Origin of the sequence: Thermomonas sp. XSG, assembly GCF_014678725.1 — a bacterium.
Taxonomy (GTDB): Bacteria; Pseudomonadota; Gammaproteobacteria; order Xanthomonadales; family Xanthomonadaceae; genus Thermomonas.
Map to the genome: position 1 here is coordinate 201,348 of NZ_CP061497.1, position 18,270 is coordinate 219,617.

15 protein-coding genes are annotated in these 18,270 nt (G+C 69.1%); 6 read left to right on the plus strand and 9 right to left on the minus strand.

The window, feature by feature from the left end; genetic code table 11:
• Positions 1–64: 64 nt before the first annotated feature.
• The 5 genes from ICG51_RS00925 to hrcA all read right to left on the minus strand — a co-directional run bounded on the left by ICG51_RS00925 (position 65) and on the right by hrcA (position 6,180).
• Complete coding sequence (locus ICG51_RS00925; protein WP_190281122.1) at positions 65–1,186, minus strand: prephenate dehydrogenase; 1,122 nt, start codon at positions 1,184–1,186, stop codon at positions 65–67.
• 117 nt (positions 1,187–1,303) lie between these two features.
• On the minus strand, positions 1,304–2,446 hold the full coding sequence (gene dnaJ, locus ICG51_RS00930; protein ID WP_190281123.1) for a molecular chaperone DnaJ: 1,143 nt from the start codon (positions 2,444–2,446) through the stop codon (positions 1,304–1,306).
• A 70-nt stretch (positions 2,447–2,516) separates the two neighbouring features.
• Positions 2,517–4,430, minus strand: a complete 1,914-nt coding sequence (gene dnaK, locus ICG51_RS00935) for a molecular chaperone DnaK (protein ID WP_190281124.1) — start codon at positions 4,428–4,430, stop codon at positions 2,517–2,519.
• Positions 4,431–4,542: 112 nt separating this feature from the next.
• Positions 4,543–5,046, minus strand: coding sequence for a nucleotide exchange factor GrpE (gene grpE, locus ICG51_RS00940; RefSeq protein WP_190281125.1), 504 nt, complete (start codon positions 5,044–5,046; stop codon positions 4,543–4,545).
• Between the two features lie 81 nt (positions 5,047–5,127).
• A complete protein-coding gene (gene hrcA / locus ICG51_RS00945) occupies positions 5,128–6,180 on the minus strand; it encodes a heat-inducible transcriptional repressor HrcA (protein ID WP_190281126.1) in 1,053 nt (350 codons plus the stop codon).
• 76 nt (positions 6,181–6,256) lie between these two features.
• Here hrcA and recN point away from each other — a divergent pair, with 76 nt between their 5' ends.
• From recN to ICG51_RS00975, 6 genes are all read left to right on the plus strand, one after another.
• Complete coding sequence (gene recN / locus ICG51_RS00950) at positions 6,257–7,915, plus strand: DNA repair protein RecN (protein ID WP_190281127.1); 1,659 nt, start codon at positions 6,257–6,259, stop codon at positions 7,913–7,915.
• Between the two features lie 35 nt (positions 7,916–7,950).
• On the plus strand, positions 7,951–8,961 hold the full coding sequence (locus ICG51_RS00955; protein ID WP_190281128.1) for an amidohydrolase family protein: 1,011 nt from the start codon (positions 7,951–7,953) through the stop codon (positions 8,959–8,961).
• The gene (gene kynU / locus ICG51_RS00960; RefSeq protein WP_190281129.1) at positions 8,958–10,232 is read left to right on the plus strand and encodes a kynureninase; all 1,275 of its coding nucleotides are present in this window, start codon (positions 8,958–8,960) and stop codon (positions 10,230–10,232) included. The genes ICG51_RS00955 and kynU overlap by 4 nt, the downstream gene beginning before the upstream one ends.
• Complete coding sequence (locus tag ICG51_RS00965) at positions 10,222–11,568, plus strand: NAD(P)/FAD-dependent oxidoreductase (RefSeq protein ID WP_190281130.1); 1,347 nt, start codon at positions 10,222–10,224, stop codon at positions 11,566–11,568. The genes kynU and ICG51_RS00965 overlap by 11 nt, the downstream gene beginning before the upstream one ends.
• Before the next feature lie 83 nt (positions 11,569–11,651).
• Positions 11,652–13,100, plus strand: a complete 1,449-nt coding sequence (sbcB, locus tag ICG51_RS00970) for an exodeoxyribonuclease I (RefSeq protein WP_190281131.1) — start codon at positions 11,652–11,654, stop codon at positions 13,098–13,100.
• A 35-nt stretch (positions 13,101–13,135) separates the two neighbouring features.
• Positions 13,136–13,675, plus strand: a complete 540-nt coding sequence (locus tag ICG51_RS00975) for a DUF2939 domain-containing protein (protein WP_190281132.1) — start codon at positions 13,136–13,138, stop codon at positions 13,673–13,675.
• Positions 13,676–13,696: 21 nt separating this feature from the next.
• On the opposite strand, the gene ICG51_RS00980 is transcribed toward ICG51_RS00975, so the two are convergent.
• The 4 genes from ICG51_RS00980 to ICG51_RS00995 all read right to left on the minus strand — a co-directional run bounded on the left by ICG51_RS00980 (position 13,697) and on the right by ICG51_RS00995 (position 18,208).
• Complete coding sequence (locus ICG51_RS00980) at positions 13,697–15,085, minus strand: O-antigen ligase family protein (RefSeq protein ID WP_190281133.1); 1,389 nt, start codon at positions 15,083–15,085, stop codon at positions 13,697–13,699.
• 94 nt (positions 15,086–15,179) lie between these two features.
• The gene (locus ICG51_RS00985) at positions 15,180–15,596 is read right to left on the minus strand and encodes a hypothetical protein (RefSeq protein WP_190281134.1); all 417 of its coding nucleotides are present in this window, start codon (positions 15,594–15,596) and stop codon (positions 15,180–15,182) included.
• 93 nt (positions 15,597–15,689) lie between these two features.
• On the minus strand, positions 15,690–16,913 hold the full coding sequence (locus tag ICG51_RS00990; RefSeq protein WP_190281135.1) for a tetratricopeptide repeat protein: 1,224 nt from the start codon (positions 16,911–16,913) through the stop codon (positions 15,690–15,692).
• The gene (locus tag ICG51_RS00995) at positions 16,910–18,208 is read right to left on the minus strand and encodes a J domain-containing protein (protein ID WP_190281136.1); all 1,299 of its coding nucleotides are present in this window, start codon (positions 18,206–18,208) and stop codon (positions 16,910–16,912) included. The genes ICG51_RS00990 and ICG51_RS00995 overlap by 4 nt, the downstream gene beginning before the upstream one ends.
• Positions 18,209–18,270 lie beyond the last annotated feature (62 nt).

The window sequence follows — 18,270 nt, forward strand, 5'->3', positions numbered from 1 at the left end:
GACATTATCCCAATTCAGGAACATGATGAGTGATCGCCGTCATGGATCGGGGGATCGCTGGCGCTCAGCCCGGCAACATCCGTCCAATGCCCGTCCGCGCCAGCTCCGCCACCGCGTCCTCCAGCTGCCCCGCCTGCGTGCCCGGGCTGAATCCAAGCCGGAAGTGCAGTTCACCGGCCGGGGTACGCGAGGAATGCAGCGACGCGATGTTGACCCCGTGACGCTCGAACACGTGCAGCAGGGCGCGCAGCGAACCCGGCCGGTCTTCCGGCAGATGGATGCCGAGGCTGCGGGCATCGGAGAGGTCCGCCAGCAGATAGCCAAGGCGCTCGTAGGTGTAATTGCCGGCGGCCAACGCCGCTTGCCCGAGGCCCTCGCGGTTGGCCTCCAGGAACTCCGTGCGGAACCCCGCGCGGGCGGCATCGTCTCCCTGCCCAACCAGCGTGGCGAGCCGCGACAGCTGCGCCGACAGCGCGCGCAGCGCTTCCGGCGCATGCGGATTGCCGAACTGGATGTCCTCGTAGATCGCGGGGTTCAGCGACAGGATGCGGGCGGCGACGGCGGCATCCATCTCGAACGATGCCGAGCGCAGCGAGAGCAGGCCGGCCAGACCGCCCACGTCCCCTGCATGCTCGCGCAGCACCCCTGCCTGGGCCAGGTGCGAGGCGTGCACCATCGCCTGCACCAGCGCCATCGCCCGGTCGTGGCGTTCCGGCGTGGCCCGCACGCATTCGGCTTCCAGCGCCGCCAGCAGCGCTTCCAGCCACGGCCGCCACGCCTGCAGCCGCGCTTCGCAGACCACCAGCACGCGTCCTTTCAGGGTGGGCGATTTCGGCGGCGCCGTCATCGGGTGCAGGCCGGCCACTTCCGCCTGCGAGCCCAACATCGCGGCAACAGGGGCGGCCTTGACCGAGGTGATGTCCAGCCACAGGCGGCCCGCCTCGCGGCCGGCAGAGCGCTGCGCGTAGCGCCCGATCAGCTCGGGCGTGTGCCGGATCGGCGCGGAAAACAGCAGTACATCGGCCTGCTCCAGCAGCGCCTCCTCGCTGGCGGAAGCCGGATCCGCGGGATCGTGGCCGATGACCGCCAGCCCCATGCGGGATTCGAAGAACGTGCGCAGCCAGCGCCCGTAGGCGCCGGCACTGCCGACGATGCCGATGCGTGGGCGCTGTGGGGGACCGGACAAGGAACGGACTCCGCGAAGGAGCCCGGATTCTACGCAAGCATGCGCCGGCGCAGGGCGTTGGTTGCCCGCGACACCATCGACCCTTGGTGCCGCCCGGCTTGCGCCATATGCCGGCGATCAGGACACCATGCGGTCCCAGAACCCCTTGACGCCATCGAGGAAGGTGCTGGATTTCGGCGAATGGCGGCGCGCCCCTTCGCCGACGAAGGTGGCTTCGAACTGCTCCAGCAGCTGGCGCTGCTCGGGGGTCAGGTTGACCGGCGTCTCCACCACCGCCCTGCAGTACAGGTCGCCCGGCTGACGGCTGCGCACCGACTTCACCCCGCGGTCGCGCAGCCGGAACACCTTGCCGGTCTGGGTTTCGGCCGGAATGCGAAGCTCCACTTCGCCGCCCAGCGTGGGCACCCGCACGATGTCGCCCAGCGCCGCTTGCGAAATGCGGATCGGCACCTCGCAGTGGAGGTCGTCGCCATCGCGCTCGAAGATTTCGTGCGGGCGCACCCGCACCTCGACGTACAGATCGCCCGGGGGCGCCCCTGCGGGGCCGGCTTCGCCCTCGCCCGCCAGGCGGATGCGGTCGCCGCTGTCCACGCCCGCCGGGACCTTCACCACCAGGGTCTTTTCCTGCTCGACCCGGCCATTGCCGTTGCAGAGCTTGCACGGGCTGGCGATGGTCTTGCCTGCGCCATCGCAGTGCGGGCACGGCGCCTGCATCATGAACGGGCCGCGCTGCATGCGGACCTGGCCGCGACCCTGGCAGGTGGCGCAGGTTTCCACCTTGCCGTCCTCCGAACCGCTGCCCTTGCAGGGCTCGCAGTTGGCCATGGTGGGGATGTGGATGGTCTTCTCGACCCCGGCGACCGCCTCCTCCAGGTCCAGCTCCATCATGTAGCCGACGTCGGCGCCGCGGCGCGGGCCCTGCTGGCGCGCCCCGCCACCGAAGATGTTGCCGAAGATGTCGCCGAAGATGTCGCCCATGTCGGCGCCGCCGAAACCGCCGAAGCCCGGGCCGGCGTTGCCGCCGCCCATGCCGTGCTCGAAGGCGGCGTGCCCGTGCTGGTCGTACAGGCGGCGCTTGCCGCCGTCGCTCAGCACCTCGTAGGCCTCCTTGCACTCCTTGAACGCGGCCTCGGCACTCTTGTCGCCGGGGTTGCGGTCGGGGTGGTGCTTCATCGCGCAGCGGCGGTAGGCCTTCTTCAGATCCTCCTCGCTGGCGTTGCGGGCCACGCCCAGGACTTCGTAGTAATCGCGCTTGCTCATCGGGCCAACCTGTTCCCTTCACGGCGACGGGCAGACCACCGGCCTGCCCGTCGCATTGCATGCCTGGCGATCAGGCCTTCTTGTCGTCGTCCTTGACCTCGGTGAACTCGGCGTCCACCACGTCGTCGCCCGGCTTGCCGGCATCGCCGGCCTCACCCTGCGGCTGGGCGGCGGCAGCGGCGAACAGCGCCTGGCTGGCTTCCTCCAGCGCCTTGGCCTTGGCCTCGATCTGGCCCTTGTCGTCGCCCTTCATCGCCGCTTCCAGCTCGGCGATGGCGCCTTCGGCGCGGCCGATGGCATCGCCCGGCAGCTTGTCCCCGTTGTCCTTGATGGTGCTGCGGGTGGCGTGGATCAGGGCATCGGCCTGGTTGCGCGCGGTGACCAGCTCGTGGAACTTCTTGTCCTCCTCGCGGTGGCTTTCGGCGTCCTGCACCATCCGCTGGATCTCGTCGTCCGACAGGCCCGAGCCGGCCTTGATCTCGACCTTCTGCTCCTTGCCGGTCTTCTTGTCCTTGGCGGTGACGTGGACGATGCCGTTGGCGTCGATGTCGAAGCTCACCTCCACCTGCGGCATGCCGCGCGGCGCCGCATCAATCCCGGTGAGGTCGAACTTGGCCAGTGACTTGTTGTAGCGGGCCTGCTCGCGTTCGCCCTGCAGCACGTGCACGGTCACGGCCGACTGGTTGTCCTCGGCGGTGCTGAACACCTGCGAGGCCTTGGTCGGGATGGTGGTGTTCTTCTCGATGATCTTGGTGAACACGCCGCCCAGGGTCTCGATGCCCAGCGACAGCGGGGTCACGTCGAGCAGCAGCACGTCCTTGACGTCGCCGGCCAGCACGCCGCCCTGCACCGCCGCACCGATGGCCACGGCTTCGTCCGGGTTGACGTCCTTGCGCGGCTCCTTGCCGAAGAACTCGGCCACCGCCGCCTGCACCTTCGGCATGCGGGTCTGGCCACCGACCAGGATCACCTCGCTGATGTCGCTGGCGCGCAGGCCGGCGTCGTTCAGGGCCACGCGGCAGGGCTCGATGGTGCGCTTGACCAGGTCATCGACCAGCGCTTCCAGCTTGGCCCGGGTCAGCTTGATGTTCAGGTGCTTCGGACCCGACGCATCGGCGGTCACGTACGGCAGGTTGACGTCGGTCTGCTGGTTGGAAGACAGCTCGATCTTGGCGCGCTCGGCGGCATCCTTCAGGCGCTGCAGGGCCAGCGGGTCCTTGCGCAGGTCCACGCCGTCGGACTTCTGGAACTCTTCCACCAGGTAGTCGATGACCCGGTTGTCGAAGTCCTCGCCGCCCAGGAAGGTGTCGCCGTTGGTGGCCAGCACCTCGAACTGCTTCTCGCCGTCGACGTTGGCGATCTCGATGATTGACACGTCGAAGGTGCCGCCGCCGAGGTCGTACACCGCGATCTTGCGGTCCTTGGTATCGCCCTTGTCGAGGCCGTAGGCCAGCGCGGCCGCGGTGGGCTCATTGATGATGCGCTTGACGTCCAGGCCCGCGATGCGGCCGGCGTCCTTGGTGGCCTGGCGCTGGCTGTCGTTGAAGTAGGCCGGCACAGTGATGACCGCCTCGGTGACCGTTTCGCCCAGGAAGGCTTCGGCGGTCTTCTTCATCTTCTCCAGCACCTTGGCGGAGACTTCCTGCGGGGCCAGCTTCTTGCCGTCCGCCAGCGCCACCCAGGCGTCGCCGTTGTCATGCTGGGTGATGGTGTACGGCACCACGCCGATGTCCTTCTGCACCTCGGCGTCGGTGAACTTGCGGCCGATCAGGCGCTTCACCGCGTAGAAGGTGTTCTTCGGGTTGGTGACTGCCTGGCGCTTGGCCGAGGCACCCACCAGCACTTCGCCGTCCTTGGTCCAGGCGACGATGGACGGGGTGGTGCGGTCGCCCTCGCTGTTCTCGATGACGCGGGCCTTGCCGCCTTCCATGATGGCGACGCAGGAGTTGGTGGTGCCCAGGTCGATGCCGATGATCTTGCCCATGACGATATCCTCTTGAATCCCGATGTCTGGTGGCGCCGCGCGCCGATGATTGCTATCTGGGGATGCCGCGCCGGCCTTCAAGAGCCGCGCGGCATCGTGCGTGCACGCCGTTTCAGTCCTGCTTGGCCACGATCACCAGCGCCGGGCGCAGCAGCCGGCCGTTGAGCAGGTAGCCCTTCTGGAACACGGTGATGACGTGGCCGGGGGCCACGCCCTCCGATTCGCCCTGGCTGATCGCCTGATGGTGCTCGGGGTTGAACGCCTGCCCGGCGGGATCCAGCACTTCCATGCCGTTGTCCGCGGCGACCTTCAGCAACTGCTTGTAGGTCAGCTCCAAGCCCTGGCGCAGCGCGCCCGCATCTTCGCCAGCTGCAGCCAGACCCGCATCGAGGCTGTCGAACACCGGCAGCAGGTCGGACAGCAGGCGCTCGTTGGCGAACCTGCGGGCGCTGTCGATGTCACGGGCCAGCCGCTTGCGCTGGTTCTCAAGATCGGCGCGCTCCAGCAGCGATTGCGCCCGGAGCTGCTCGACTTCGGCGCGCAGCGCCTCCAGCTCGTCCTGCTGCGCCATCTCGTCGGCGCCTTCGTTCACTTCCTGCGTCGGGTCGTTGCTCATGTCCACGGATCGATTGGCGGCGGGATGCCGCTTCCGACTCCGGCTATGGGGCCATCGCCGCCGCGATTCAAGGCACCGCGTTCAGGCGCCCCCGTCCAGCGCCGCCCCCAGCGCCGCTGCGGTGGCCTCCACCACCGGGATCACCCGCTCGTAGGCCATCCGGCTCGGGCCGATGACGCCCAGCACCCCCAGCACCTGGCCGTCGCGACCGTAAGGCGCGCTCACCAGCGACATCCCTTCCAGCGGCGCCAACCCGGTTTCCTCGCCGATAAACACACGCAGGCCGGGCGCCTTCGCGGTGCGCTCCAGCAGTTGCAGCAGCTCGCGCTTCTCGGCGAAGGCTTCGAACAGCCCGCGCAGGCGGTCCAGATCCCCCAGTTCCTGCAGGCCCAGCAGCCGGGTCTGCCCGGCCACCAGCATGTCGTCCTCGCGGGCAGGCGCGAATGCCTGCTCGGCAAGCTCGATGGAATTCGCCAGCAGCCGCTCCATCTCGCTGCGGGCATCACGCAACTCGCGCAGCAGCGCTGCCCGGATCAGCGCAAGCGACCGCCCGGCGAAATGGGCGTTGAGGTAATTCGCCGCCTGCTCGAGTTCGGAGGGCGAAAACGCCCGCCGCACCTGCACCACCCGGTTCTGCACCTCGCCATCGGCGAACACCAGGATCGCCAGCACCCGCTGCGGGTCCAGCGCGACGAAATCGATCTGCCGGAACGCGAAGCTCTCGCGCTTCGGCACGCTGACCATGCCGGCGAAGTGGGTCATCGCCGAGAGCAGTTCCGAGGTGCTGCCCAGCAGGGCCTGCGTGCCGGCGCCCGCCGGCAGGCCGCTGCGCAGGCGATCCACGTCCTGCGCCGCCAGCGGCTTGACCTGCAGCAGGGAATCCACGAACAGCCGATAACCCTGCGCGGTGGGCACGCGTCCGGCCGAGCTGTGCGGCGCGGCCAGTAGACCGGCATCCTCCAGCGAAGCCAGGATGTTGCGGATGGTGGCCGGGCTGACGTCCAGCCCTGAATGCTTGGCCAAGGTCTGCGAACCGACCGGCTCGCCATCGCGGATGTGCCGCGACACCAGCGTGCGCAGCAACTGCCGCGCACGCGGGTCGAGGGCGATATCCGGGGTCGGGCGGCGGGCCATGCGCAGGTTGTAAGCGCAGTCCGCCACGCATGCAACCGCTTCCGGGCAATCGCCCACGCAGGCACAATGCGCAGCCATGCTGACCCGCCTTTCGATCCGTGATTTTGCCGTCGTCGCCCATGCCGAACTGGACTTCGGCGCGGGCCTGACCGTCGTATCCGGCGAAACCGGCGCCGGCAAATCGCTGCTGGTGGATGCGCTGGGCTTCCTGTCCGGCGCCCGCGGCGATGCCGGGGCGGTGCGCCACGGCGCGCAGCGTGCGGAACTGTCCGCCGAGTTCGCGCTGGACGACTGCCCTGCCGCCACCTGCTGGCTCGCCGAAGCCGACCTGGACGACGACGGCGCCTGCCAGCTGCGGCGCACCCTGCGCGCCGACGGCGGCTCCAAGGCCTGGATCAACGGGCGCAGCGTCACCATCGCCCAGCTGTCGGAACTGGCCGCGCTGCTGGTGGAAATCCACGGCCAGCACGCCCAACAGGCGCTGCTGGTGCGCCCGCAGCAGACCCGCCTGCTCGACGACTTCGCCCGCCATCCGGACCTGCTGGCCGCCACCGGCGAATCGGCGCGGCGCTGGAAGGCATTGCAGCAGGAACGCGACGCCCTGCTCGCCCGCGGCGACGTTGCCGAGCGCCAGGGCTGGCTGCAGCACCAGCTGGACGAACTGCAGGCGCAGCCGCTGGAACCGGCGGTGCTGGCCGAACTCGACGCCAGCCATCGCCGCCAAGCCCACGCCGCCTCGCTGATCGCCGCCTGCGATGCGGCGCTGGACGCACTGGGTGGCGATGACGCGCTCACAGGCCGCCTGCAGCAGCTGCGCAATGGCCTGCAACGGGAAACCACGCACGAGCCGCGCCTGGTGGAAGTCGATGCGATGCTCGACTCCGCCGCCATCCAGCTCGACGAAGCACTGGCGCTGATGCAGCGCATCCGCGACGACCTGGACCTTGATCCGGACGCACTGGCCGAAATCGAGCGCCAGCTTGTCCGCGTGCAGGACCTGGCGCGCAAGCATCGGGTCACTCCCGACAAGCTGGCCGCGCATCGCGACGCGCTGGCCGCAGAACTGGAGTCGTTGGCGGATGCCGATGCGCGCCTGCAGCGGCTGGATCGCGACATTGCCGTCGCGCTGGCGGCGTGGCGCACTGCCGCCACCGCCCTCGCCGCCTCGCGCCGCAAGGCGGGCGACGCGCTCGGGGCCGCCATCACCGCACTGATAGGCGAGCTGGGTATGCAGGGTGGCCGCTTCGAAGTGGCGCTGGAAGCCAACGCCAGCGACAGCCCCGACCCGAACGGCGGCGAGCGTGCGGAATTCCTGGTCTCCGCCAACCCCGGCCAGCCGCCGCGTCCACTGCGCAAGGTCGCTTCCGGCGGCGAGCTCTCGCGTGTTTCGCTGGCCATCGAAGTGGCCACGCAGGGACAGGATGCGGCCGCGACGCTGGTGTTCGACGAAGTCGATGCCGGCATCGGCGGCGCGGTGGCCGCCGCGGTCGGCGCCAAGCTGCGCGCGCTGGGCGCATCGAAGCAGGTGCTGTGCGTGACCCACCAGCCGCAGGTCGCCGCCGCCGGCCACGCGCAGTACCGTGTCAGCAAGGCCGCGCAGGACGGCATCACCCAGTCCTCGGTGGCCGCGCTGGACGCCGCCGGGCGCGTGGACGAGATCGCCCGCATGGTCGGCGGCGCCGATGTCAGCAAGGAAGCCCGCGCCGCGGCGAAGAAGCTGCTGGACGGTCACTGAGCTCAACCCGCGCGCATTGGCCCTAGAATCGGGCCATGCTCAAGATCGACACCCACGCCCACTACCTGCCGCGCGACTGGCCGGACCTCGCCAGCAAGTACGGCGACAACCGCTTCCCGGTGATCCACCACGGCGACGACGGCCGCCACCGTATCTACAAGGACGGCAAGTTCTTCCGCGAGATATGGCCGAAGACCTGGGACCCGCAGATCCGCATCGACGACTACGCCGGCTTCGGCGTGCAGGTGCAGGTGCTGTCCACGGTGCCGGTGATGTTCAGCTACTGGGCCAGGGCGCACCAGGCGCTGGAGCTGCACCGCGCGCTCAACGACCACTTGGCGCAGACCTGCCGCGATTTCCCACGCCATTACGCGGGCATCGGCACGGTGCCGCTGCAGTCGCCGCAGCTCGCCGTGCGCGAGCTGGAGCGTTGCATGGACGAGCTGGGCCTACAGGGCGTGCAGATCGGCAGCCATGTCGAAGCCATGAACCTGGACGCGCCGGAGCTGTTAGAATTTTTCGAGGCGGCCAGCGAGCTGGGCGCCGCCATCCTCGTGCACCCCTGGGACATGATGGGCGCCGAGTCGATGCCGAAGTACTGGCTGCCGTGGCTGGTCGGCATGCCGGCGGAGCAGTCGCGTGCCGCCTGCTGCCTGGTGTTCGGCGGCGTGCTGGAACGCCTGCCGAAGCTGCGCATCGCGCTGGCCCACGGCGGCGGCAGCTTCCCCTACACCATCGGCCGGATCGAGCACGGGTTCAACATGCGCCCCGACCTCGTCGCCACCGACAATTTCCGCAATCCGCGCGAGTATCTGAAGCGCCTGTACTTCGATTCCTGGGTGGCCGATGACGCCGCGCTGCGCTACCTGCTCGAAGTCTGCGGCAGCGAGCGGGTGATGCTGGGCACCGACTATCCGTTCCCGCTGGGCGAACAGGTGCCTGGCGAAGGCATCGAACGGCTCGACCTGGCCGACGCGCAGCGCGCACGGCTTTACCACGGCACCGCGCTGGAATGGCTGGGCCTGTCCGCATCGAGGTTTACATGACCGAGCTCTACACCGACCACCACGCGTCCGCGCTCGATGCGGCCGACCCGCTGCGCCACTTCCGCGACGAGTTCCACCTGCCGCTGCACGACGGCGCGCCACAGGCCTACTTCGTCGGCAACTCGCTGGGCCTGCAGCCGAAGGGCGCCCGCGCCCATGTCGAGGAGGTGCTGGACAAATGGGCGCGCGAGGCGGTGGAAGGCCATTTCACCGGCAGCGCGCAATGGATGCCCTACCACGAACTGGTGCGCGACCCGCTGGCGCGGGTGGTCGGCGCGCAGCCATCGGAAGTGGTGGCGATGAACTCGCTGACCGCCAACCTGCATTTCATGCTGGTCAGCTTCTACCGCCCCACCCGCGAGCGGCCGGTGCTGCTGATGGAGGCCGGCGCATTCCCGTCCGACCGCTACGCGCTGGAATCGCAGGTGCGCTTCCATGGCTTCGATCCGGCCGAGGCGCTGGTCGAAGTGGCGCCGGACAACGCCGACGGCACTTTCTCGATGGCCGCGATCGAGCGCGCCATCGCCGAGCATGGCCCGCGCCTTGCCACCATCGTCTGGCCGGGCGTGCAGTACCGCACCGGGCAGGCCTTCGACCTCAGGGAAATCGCGCGGCTGGGGCACGCGGCCGGCGCGGTGGTGGGCTTCGACCTCGCCCACGGCGTCGGCAACCTGCCGCTGCAATTGCACGATGCCGACGCCGACTTCGCGGTCTGGTGCCACTACAAATACATGAACGCCGGTCCCGGCGCGGTGGCCGGCTGCTTCGTCCACGAACGCCATGCCCGCACCGACCGCCCGCGCTTCGCCGGCTGGTGGGGCAACGATGCGTCGGTGCGCTTCAAGATGGGCCCGCAGTTCTCGCCCACGCCGGGCGCCGACGGCTGGCAGCTGTCCAACCCGCCGATCCTTGGCCTGGCGCCGCTGCGCGCCTCGCTGGAGCAGTTCGACCGCGCCACGTTGCCGGCGCTGCGGGCGAAATCGGAACAGCTCACCGGCTACCTCGAGCAACTGATCGACACCGGCCTGCGCGACGTGCTGCAGGTGGCCACGCCGCGCGACCCCGTGCAGCGCGGCTGCCAGCTTTCCATCCGCGTGATCGGCGGCCGTGAGCGCGGTCGCGAACTGTTCGATTTCCTCGCCGCGCGCGGCGTGCTTGGCGACTGGCGCGAGCCGGACGTGATCCGCATCTCGCCGGTGCCGCTGTACAACAACTTTGCCGACGTGCTGCGCTTCGCCCGCACCGTCAAGGAGTGGCGCGATGGGCGCTGAGCGCGATATCACCATCATCGGCGGCGGCCTGGCCGGCGCCCTGCTTGCCATCCTGCTGGCCCGGCGCGGCTGGTCGGTGGACGTGTTCGAGCGACGCGGCGACCCGCGCGTGGACGGCTACGCCGGCGGTCGCTCGATCAACCTCGCGTTGGCCGAACGCGGATTGCACGCACTGCGCCAGGCCGGTGCCGACGACGCGGTGCTGCAGCAGGCGGTGATGATGCGTGGCCGCTACGTGCATCCGCTGCACGGCGAGCCCGGCCTGCAGCGCTACGGCCGCGACGATTCGGAAGTGATCTGGTCGATCAACCGCGGCGAGCTGAATATCGTGCTGCTGACCATCGCCGAATCCCACGGCGCGCGCCTCCACTTCGACCACGCACTGGAGCGGGTGGACTTCATCGACCGCATCGCCTCCTTCCGCCACCACGAGCAGCAGGTGAAGCGGCCGTTCCAGGCGCTGGTCGGCGCGGACGGTGCCGGCTCCACCCTGCGCGCGGAAATGGCGAAAGTGCAGCCGCTGGGCGAGCGCACCGAATGGCTGGACCACGGCTACAAGGAACTGGAAATCCCGCCGGCCGCCGACGGCGGCTTCCGCATCGAGCCCAACGCGCTGCATATCTGGCCGCGCGGCCACTACATGTGCATCGCCCTGCCCAACGACGAGCGCACCTTCACGGTGACGCTGTTCATGCCGCATGCGGGCAGCTACCCCAGCTTCGAGCAGGTCCAGACCGGCGACGATGCGCTGGAGCTCTTCCGGCGTGACTTCCCCGACGCCCTGCCGCTGATCCCCGCGCTGCGCCACGATTACGATGCCAATCCGGTCGGCAGCCTGGCCACGCTCTACCTCGACCATTGGCACGTGGGCGGCCACGCGATGCTGCTGGGCGATGCCGCGCACGCGATGGTGCCCTTCCACGGTCAGGGCATGAACTGCGCGTTCGAGGACTGCGTGGCATTGGCCGAACATATGGAACGCGCGCCGGCGCTGGGCCATGCATTCGCCGCATTCGAGGCCGAGCGCAAGCCGAATGCCGAGGCGATCCAGAAGATGGCGCTGGAGAACTACATCGAGATGCGCGACAAGGTGGACGATGCGGACTTCCTGCTCCAGCGCGATCTGGAGCTGGCCCTGCAGGAACGCCACCCCGGCCGTTTCGTGCCGCACTACGCCATGGTCACCTTCATGCGCATCCCCTATGCCACCGCCCTGCATCGCAGCGAAGTGCAGCGCGGGATCCTGGTCGAGGCAACGCGTGGACTCAACTCGCTGGACGAGATGGATTGGGCCGCAGTGGATGCCGACGTGCTGGCGAAACTCGACGTCCTGTAGGAGCGCACGGAACGGGCGCGAACGCTGCCGCAGGATCACGCAAAGAGCATCGCGCCCCTGCGGTGCACTCCTACAATAGTGCGATGGCCGCTTCCTTCCTCTTCTACGACCTCGAAACCTTCGGCACCGACCCGCGCCGCAGTCGCATCGCGCAGTTCGCCGCGATCCGCACCGACCTTGAACTGAACGAGATCGATGCGCCGATTGACGTGCTGGTGCGGCCCGCCGATGACCTGCTGCCCTCGCCCGGCGCCAGCATGGTCACCGGGCTGACGCCGCAGGCGTTGCTGCGCGATGGCGTCAACGAAGCCACCGCATTCGCCCGCATCGCCGACGAGATGGGCCAGCCCGACACCTGCAGCGTGGGCTACAACTCGCTGCGCTTCGATGACGAATTCGTCCGCTACGGCCTGTACCGCAATTTCCACGATCCGTACGAACGGGAGTGGCGCGGCGGCAATTCGCGCTGGGACCTGCTCGATGCACTGCGGCTGATGCACGCGCTTCGCCCGGACGGCCTGGTCTGGCGCCAGCGCGAGGACGGCAAGGGCACCAGCTTCCGGCTGGAACACCTTGCAGAGGACAACGGGCTGCGCGAAGGCATGGCGCACGAAGCCCTGAGCGACGTACGCGCGCTGATCGGGGTGGCGCGTCGTTTCAAACAGGCCCAGCCGCGCCTGTGGGACTACGCCCTGCGCCTGCGCGACAAGCGCTTTGCCGCCTCGCTGCTGGACACGGTGGCGATGACGCCCTTGCTGCACGTCTCGCAGCGCTACCCCGCCGCGCGCCTGTGCGCCGCACCGGTGTTGCCGCTTGCACGGCATCCGCAGATCGACTCTCGGGTGGTGGTGTTCGACCTCGACGCCGATCCGGAACCGCTGCTGGCGCTGGACGCCGACGCCATCGCCGCGCGCCTGTACGTCCGGCAGGAGGACCTGCCCGAAGGCGAGCTGCGCATTCCGCTGAAGGAAGTGCATACCAACAGGTGTCCGGCGCTGGTGCGCTGGGACCATCTGCGCCCGGACGATTTCGCCCGGCTCGGCGTCGACGCCGGCCTCGCCGAAGCACGCGCGCAGCGCCTGCGCGCAGCCGGCCCCGCGCTGGCGGAAAAAGTCCGCCGCGTATACGCACGAGAGCGGCAGGCCGCGGCGGCCGACCCGGATGCCGCCCTGTACGACGGCTTCCTCGGCGAGGGCGACAAGCGGCTGTTCGCCCAGCTGCGGGGAACCCCGCCGCAACTGCTGGGGCGCGCAAGCTTCGCCTTCCGTGACCCGCGCCTGCCCGAACTCCTGTTCCGCTACCGCGCGCGCAACTGGCCGGAGACCCTGCTGCCGGCGGAGCGCGCTGACTGGGACGCCTATCGCCGCCGCCGGCTGCTGACCGATGCGGGCCTGTCGGAACTGACCTTGGCGCAATACCGCGAGGACATCGCGCGGCTGCGCGACGAGCACGCCAATGCCCCCGACCGGCTGGCCCTGCTCGACCAGCTCTCGGCCTGGGGTGACCAGCTCGCCGCCGGGCTGGGCGGCTGACCGCTACACTGATACAGGACTTCCGGAGCCGCGCCGTGTCGAAGAAGCTGAAGTGGATCCTGGCCATCGCCATCGGCCTGCTGCTGGCCCTGTTCGCGTATGCGGCGGCGGGCCCCTACCTGGCCGTCAACGGCATCCGCAACCTCGTCGCCAGCAACCGGTACGACGAGCTGTGGCGTTTCGTCGACTTCGACCGCCTGCGCGAGGACCTGCGTCCGCAGGTGCAGGAACGGATCGCCCGCGGCATCATCGGTCGCGTCAGTCCTGGCCAGGCCGACAAGGCGGTTGGCGAGCTCACTGCGATGGTCGCGAAGCCGGCGGTCGATGCGATGGTATCGCCGCAGGGCATCAGCACCCTGCTCACCGGTAGCGCCTTGGCGCGCCAGATGGCGGGCAAGGTGGAACCCGACGGCAAGGCGCGCGCCGCGGACCCGCTGAAGGACGCGCAGACCCGGTTCGAATCGCCCTCGCTGTTCACCGCCACGGTGTCGAATGCCGAAGGCAAGCCGGTGGTGTTCGAGTTCCATCGCGATGGGCTGTCCTGGAAACTCGCGGGATTGCGCCTGCCTGAGTAACGCGAGCGCGCGCCGGCTCTCTCACCCGACGCCAGCGCGCGTTCCTTCGGTATCGCCAGTCGTCGCAGCGGCACCACTGCGGCGGGAGCCGCGGGGACTGGCATCCGCGAGACTGGCCAGCATCAACCCCGCCAGTGCCCCGGTCGTCGACATCAACGCAAGCGTGCGCAAGGGATAGTCCGCCCACGAATGCGCCAGTACGGCGCAGATGGCGACAAAACAGCCGGCCGCGAGCGCGGCGCTGCGCCCCTCACTCCGGACGAGCTGCCAGCCCGAGACCGCCAGCAGTCCGAGAACCAGCGCCAGCACCGCCATCCCCACCCAACCGGTGGCCAGCCACCACTGGGCATACTCGTTGTGGGCGTGGTTGACGTAACTGGCCAGCTGCAGCTGCGGCGGCGCAGCCTGCGCGAATACCGGAATAAATGCGCCAATGCCGGCACCCAGCGGCGCCTGGGCCTGGCCCGCCTTGAGCGTGGCAGCCGCCATGACGTGTCGCAGCTCCTCCGCCTGGTCGACCGCCATCCAGCCCATTGCCGCGCGCACGCCGATCACGGCCAACACTGCCACGCCCGCCACGAGCAGCGCGGAACGCCTGCTGCGTCCGATCTCGCGCAACCGCAGCGCTCCCGTGAGCAGCAACGCCAGCGCCAGCGCCGGCAGTGCGATCGCCATGCCGGCACGCGAAGTGGACAGAGGCACCATCAGCAGGAAGAAGCCCGCCAGGCCCAGATACCACCAACGGCGATGCGGATGGGCCTGGCCACGCCGCGCGCGCAGGCGGGCCTCTGCCGCCAACCCCACCGCCAGCGCCATGCCGATGATGCAGGCAGTCGCCTGGTGGTTGGTATTGGCAAGCAGGCCGCCAAACCCGGCGTTGAAGTCCTGGTAAAGGCGCAGCGCGCTGTCGCGCGGCAGTCCGGCCTGGAAGAATGCAAACAGTACGTTGGCGGCCAGCACCACCACGACAGCCTGCACCAGTCGCCGCCGCTGCGACTGGCTCAGTGCGGCCGCGGCGAGGAACGCCGCCACTGCCGGCAACAGCGCCCACAGTCCCTGCTCGGTCGCGAACGGCGACAGGCTCCAGCGCGGCGCCGCCGCGACGCCTGCACTGGCCAGATCCGCGTGCAGCAGCTGGCGCGCCGGGGCAATCGCGCCGCCAGCAACCGGCAGCAGCTGCATGATCGGCACCAGCAGCACCAACGACACCGCAACGACGCCCCAGGCCACCGGCCCCGGCAAACCATCTTCGACGAGCACGCCCACCGCCAGCAGCAGCACCGGCAGCGCCAGCAGCTGCAGCCACTCATCAATGGCGGTGTCATCGGCGGTCACCCCGCCACCCAGCCAGCAGGCAATCAGCAGGATGAGGGTGGCAGGCAGCAGCAGGCGACGGGCAGATGCTTGCATCGGTGAACGGACTCCGACGAAGGGGAAACGAAACAGGGCAGGTCTCTCGACCTGCCCTGCTGTGTTCGACACGAGGCGCGCAAGCGCGCTGCCATCAGAAGTGGCGGATACCGGTGCTCAGCGGACCAGCCGGCGTCTTGTCTTCGTTTTCGATCACGCCGGCTGCGACCAGCGCGGAGATCGCGATGATGCCGGCATTCATGGCCGAGCTGCCACCGGTCTGACCCGGCACCGCGTTGCACTGGCTCGGCACGGTGTAGATGCCCGGCTGGTCGAGCTTGATCTTGCAGCCATTGCCGTAGGTCAGGAAGCCGCTGGAGCCGGCGTTGACCATGACCTTCTGACCCGCAGCCAGAGACTGGCCGCTGCTGGCGGATGCGTATTCGCCGCCGGCGCTGGTCATGATCGAACCACTCTCGACCTGCAAGGTGGCGCTGACGGGCTCCTGGGCAAACGCGGGGGTGGCGAATGCAGCGGCGGCGGCAAGCAGTGCGGCGGCGATCTTGGTCATGGCATCATCCTTGTTGGCGGTAGGGTCGGGGGAGGATCCCTCCGTCCCGAGGGTATCGGAAATTGCGGATCTTTGCAATACGAAACATGACACTCATTCAGGTTGCCGCTTCAACCGGAAGCCGGTCAGCCACAGGTCACCCGCAACCTGCTGCCCTGCCCCACTGGGCACGGGATTTTCCAGACGGAGCCATTGTCCGGGACACCCTACAGGAGGCACCGTGAATTCCATGTCGACATCCATCCAGTCGAAACTCCCTTGGAGCGCCTCACTCCTTCCCACCACGCGCGCCGGCCCGGCACAGGCAATGCGCCATTGCAGCCCCATTTCGCTCCGCACCGCTCGGGCACGAGCACGCAAGAGCATCCGATAACGCCCGGGTGCGAGCATCAATGCCTGCTCCAGTCCGGCATTCGGCACGCGCCGACCAAGGAACTGCAGGTGGACGATCCGGCTGCCGGCCTCTTTCCCTGGCTCGAACTCCATGAGCACGCCAGGCACGCGCCGGCGACGCCAGTCAAACCCGGTGCCGGACGGATCCAATGCAAAGTCGCCGTTGTAGAGGAGTGGCAATCGGCCGCCGGGTTTGTTGGCGCTGCTCGCCCAGCGTGCATACGCTTCGCCCCAACGCCCTTGACTGATCAGGCCATCAAGCCAGCGCGAGTACTCATCCGCCGACAATCCACCCTCGTCCTGCAGGGCCTGCATCACCTGCCCTGCAGCCAAGGGACTGCCGGTTTTCGGATGGCGCAGCGCCGCCAACACGCCTGCGCGCCACGGGGGATCGCTGCGCAGGACCTGCGCCAGCGCCTTTGCAAACACGGCATCCTGCGCCATCTGTACCAAGGCAGGATGGACCTTGTCGGTACGCCATGGCGCCACCCGCAGCAACGCATCGATCTGCACCAGCGCCTGCGGATAGTCGCCCTGCTGCAGGAAGTGTCGCGCCAGCCAGGCGCGCGTTGCCTGGTCGCGCGGCGCGCGGCGCGCGGCGATCTGGTAAAGCTGCAGCGCCCGCTCCTGGTCGCCCTCCCGCTCGCTGGTAGCAGCGAGGATCCGGAATGCCTGTCCCTGCAATGGCTCGCGCTCCAGCAGCCGCGTGGCGGTCACTCTCGCCGCGGCCGCATTGCCGTCTGCCAACTGGCGTTCGGCCAATCCGAGCAGTGCGGCGGGATCACCTGGGCGCCAGCGCAGGGCGCGCAGCGGATCGCTTGATGCGTAGCGCTCCGCCTGCATCTGGCCCACCACGCGCCACCCGGCAAAAAGGCATGCCAAGGCAACCGCCGCCAGCACAAGCCGGCCTGACAACACCCTCATCGGGTCGACTCCATGTCCATTCCTGTCACCAGCCAGTAGCCATCGCGCCAGCGCAGACGCGCAGTCAACACGCCACCGCGCGGCGCACGCCCCGCAACAACCGCGGATTCGAGCACTGCATTGTCGCTGCCGATCCGCCATTGCGCTTCGCCGAGCCGCACCCGTCCCTCGGCGTGCAATTCTTGCCGCAAGCGCGCGGCGTCCGTCTCGACGGCCGGACTGCTCCAGATCGGCGGTGCCGGCCTGCGCGGCGCACGGAGATAGTCGAGGAGCTGCGCCCCGGTCAAGCGGGCCGACTCCACCTTTGCGAATTCCGGTTGCACCACAGATGGAGAAGCTGGCGATGTCTCCGTCGGCACCGACGCCTGATTGCCGACGGCAGCCGGACGCTGCGTGACGGCCTGCTGGTGTTGATGGGCAGAAATGCTTACCGCCCGACCTGCGGCAAGTGCAGGTTGGTGGGCGATAGCGCCGGGGAGGCTGGGCGCTCCGGACCCTGCAGCGTCGCTGGCGGGATACCGGCCAGCCATTGGAATGGAGGACGCCTGTTCGGCTTGCGGAAGCGCGCTGACGCCGATCCGTGATTCCGTCGGATGCGGATTGGCCGGCTGCCTTTCCACGCTGGCGTTCTCGCCCTGGCGCGGAGTCGGCGAGAGCTGCCGCTTGGACACCGCGTCCGCGTCCGCGCCCGGGCTGGGCAGCAGCGATGCGATCGGTTCGGGCTCACGCCTGTGCCCGGCATCTGGCGTGACCTGCGAGGCCTCCCATTCCGCATCGGCCCGCTCCATGTCACGCAGCGCCAGCAGCGCAAGCACGCCGCACAGGGCCAGCAATGCCAGCGCGGGCCAGCGCCGCCGCCACGGCGAAGGCGGCACGACCGGCTCGGCTGCCGGCACCCAGGTCCGCACACTGCGCAGCGCGCCACTGCTGTCGAAGATCTCCGGCGGCCGCGCTGCCCGCAACGCGTCGTCATACGCCCGCCGCCGCTCGGCACTACGCAGACGGTTCCAGGCACTGTTGACCCGCGCGGCGAACACCACGTCGTCCTCGCTACGGGTGCGATCCGGATGCAGCCACAGCTGCAACAGGCGGTAATGACCCTTGATGGTGTCGGCGCTGGCCTGGGGATCGACGCCGAGCACCCGGTAGGCATCTGCCTGCGGATGGAACAGGACCTCGCGGGCGTAGAAGCGGGCGGCCTCCAGCACCTGCGCTTCGCTTTCGCCAAACCGCCGCGCCTGTTCGGCAAGGACTTCAGGCGCTGCACCGGCGGCGATGCCCAGCAACTCCTCCATGCCCTCCTGCGGCAGCGGACGCTGCCGCAATACATGCCGTTCGCCAGGCGCCCTCAGCAAGG